Origin of the sequence: Mesorhizobium sp. M7A.F.Ca.ET.027.03.2.1 (genome assembly GCF_003999175.1) — a bacterium.
Classification (GTDB): domain Bacteria; phylum Pseudomonadota; class Alphaproteobacteria; order Rhizobiales; family Rhizobiaceae; genus Mesorhizobium.
Genome location: NZ_RZOM01000980.1, coordinates 1 through 2,350, shown reverse-complemented (window position 1 = coordinate 2,350; position 2,350 = coordinate 1). Strand labels below are relative to the sequence as shown.

At 62.0% G+C, this 2,350-nt stretch carries 1 protein-coding gene and 1 pseudogene; both read left to right on the top strand.

What is annotated here, in order from left to right; all coding sequences use genetic code 11:
- The coding region (gene secDF, locus EN750_RS29935; RefSeq protein WP_127398891.1) for a protein translocase subunit SecDF at positions 1-2,154 on the top strand (2,154 nt) is incomplete at its 5' end.
- Positions 2,129-2,350, top strand: a pseudogene (locus EN750_RS39665) (hypothetical protein); the annotation flags it as partial. The gene secDF and the pseudogene EN750_RS39665, both read left to right, overlap by 26 nt.

The window sequence follows — 2,350 nt, the reverse complement described above, 5'->3', positions numbered from 1 at the left end:
ATCCAGGAAATGACGCTCGACGATTCCGAGCCCGGCCTGCTCAAGTTCAACGTCACCGACGCCGGCATCAAATACCGCACGTCGACCGCGCTGACGCAGTCGATCGAGGTGGTCGAACGCCGCGTCAACGAACTCGGCACCACCGAACCGATCGTGCAGCGGCAGGGCGACGACCGTATCCTTGTCCAGGTGCCGGGTCTTCAGGACCCGCAGAGACTGAAAGAAATCCTCGGCCAGACCGCCAAGCTGACCTTCCAGATGGTCGACCAGTCGATGCCGGTGCAGGACGCGCTCAATGGCCGTCCGCCCGCCGGCTCGTCGGTGCTGTATTCGCAGGACGATCCGCCGGTTCCGTATCTGATCGAAAATCGCGTCATCGTCTCGGGCGAAAACCTCGTTGACGCACAGGCGACATACAATTCGCAGAACAACGAGCCGGTGGTGTCGTTCCGCTTCGATTCGAAAGGGGCGGCGCGCTTCGGTCAGGCCACGGCGCAGAATGTCGGCAAGCTGTTCGCCATTATCCTCGACAATCAGGTGATATCGGCGCCGCAGATCCGCGAGCCGATCCTCGGCGGCACCGGCCAGATTTCCGGCAATTTCACTGCACAGAGCGCCAATGACCTTGCGGTGCTGCTGCGCGCCGGTGCGTTGCCCGCAACGCTGACGGTCATCGAAGAACGCACGGTGGGTCCGGGCCTTGGCCAGGATTCGATCCATGCCGGCAAGGTCGCCGGCATCATCGGTTCTATCCTCGTCGTTGCCTTCATGTTCGTCGCCTACGGCTTCCTCGGCTTCCTCGCCAACATCGCGCTGGCGGTGCACGTGGCGATGATCGTCGGCGTGCTCTCGTTGCTTGGCGCTACGCTGACCTTGCCTGGTATCGCCGGTATCGTGCTGACCATCGGCATGGCGGTCGATTCCAACGTGCTGATCTATGAACGTATTCGCGAGGAGCGACGCGCCGGCCGCTCCGTGATCCAGGCGATCGATACCGGTTTCACCAAGGCGCTAGCGACCATCGTCGATTCCAACATCACTTCGCTGATCGCCACTGTGGTGCTGTTCTATCTCGGTACCGGGCCGGTGAAGGGCTTTGCCATCACCTACGCCATCGGCATCCTGACCACGGTCTTCACCGCCTTCACCTTCACCCGCCTGCTGGTCTCGATCTGGCTGCGCCGGGCTCGCCCGAAGGAATTGCCGAAGGCACCGGTGACCTTCGTTCCGCCCGGCACCAAGATCCCCTTCATGGGCATCCGTCGCTGGACCTTCACGCTCTCCAGCGCACTGTCGATCCTGTCGGTGGTGCTGTTCATGACCGTCGGCATCAATTACGGCATCGACTTCAAAGGCGGTTCGCTGATCGAGGTGCAGGCCAAGAGCGGCAATGCCGACCTCGCCGACCTCCGTGCGCGGCTGACCGAGCTCAACATCGGCGAAGTTCAGGTGCAGCAGTTCGGTACGCCGAACGACGTGCTGATCCGCGTCGGGACGCAGGATGGTGGCGAGAATGCCGAGCAGACCGTCATCGACAAGGTACGCGGCGAGCTGCAGGACAATTACGATTTCCGCCGCGTCGAAGTGGTCGGACCGACCGTTTCTGGCGAGCTTGCCAAGCAAGGCACGATCGCCATGCTGATCGCGCTGCTTGGCATCCTGGTCTATGTCTGGTTCCGCTTCGAATGGCAGTTCGCGGTCGGCGCCATCGTGGCGACGGTGCACGATGTGGTCATGACGCTCGGCTTCTTCGTCATCACCGGACTGGAGTTCAACCAGTCATCGCTGGCGGCGATCCTGACGATCATCGGCTATTCGCTGAACGATACGATCGTGGTCTATGACCGTGTTCGAGAGGATTTGCGAAAATACAAGCGCATGCCGCTGCCGCAGCTGTTGAACAACGCCATCAACGAGACGCTGTCGAGAACGACGCTGACTTCGGTGACGACGATCCTGGCGCTGCTGGCGCTGGTGCTGTTCGGCGGCGAGGTGATCCGCTCGTTTACGATGGCCATGCTGTTCGGCGTCGTCTTCGGCACCTATTCGTCCATCTTCATCGCCGCACCGCTGCTGATCTTGTTCAAGCTGAGGCCGCAGGCTTCGGCCGACGAGGAGAAGCCGGTCAATGGCGGCAAGGCGGTCGCGACCTGACGCGTCGCCCCGAAGGGGTATAACGGTGACCGGCAAAGGCATCGTCATCCGCGAGGCGCATTTTCCGGGCCGCGCGCCGATCGAAGCCTATGGCAATGGCGGGTTCCGCTTTGCCGACATGTCGCATCGCGGTTCGCTCATGTGCCTGCCATCCGGCATCCATGGCTGGGAACCGGCTGATCCTCTGGTGCTGACG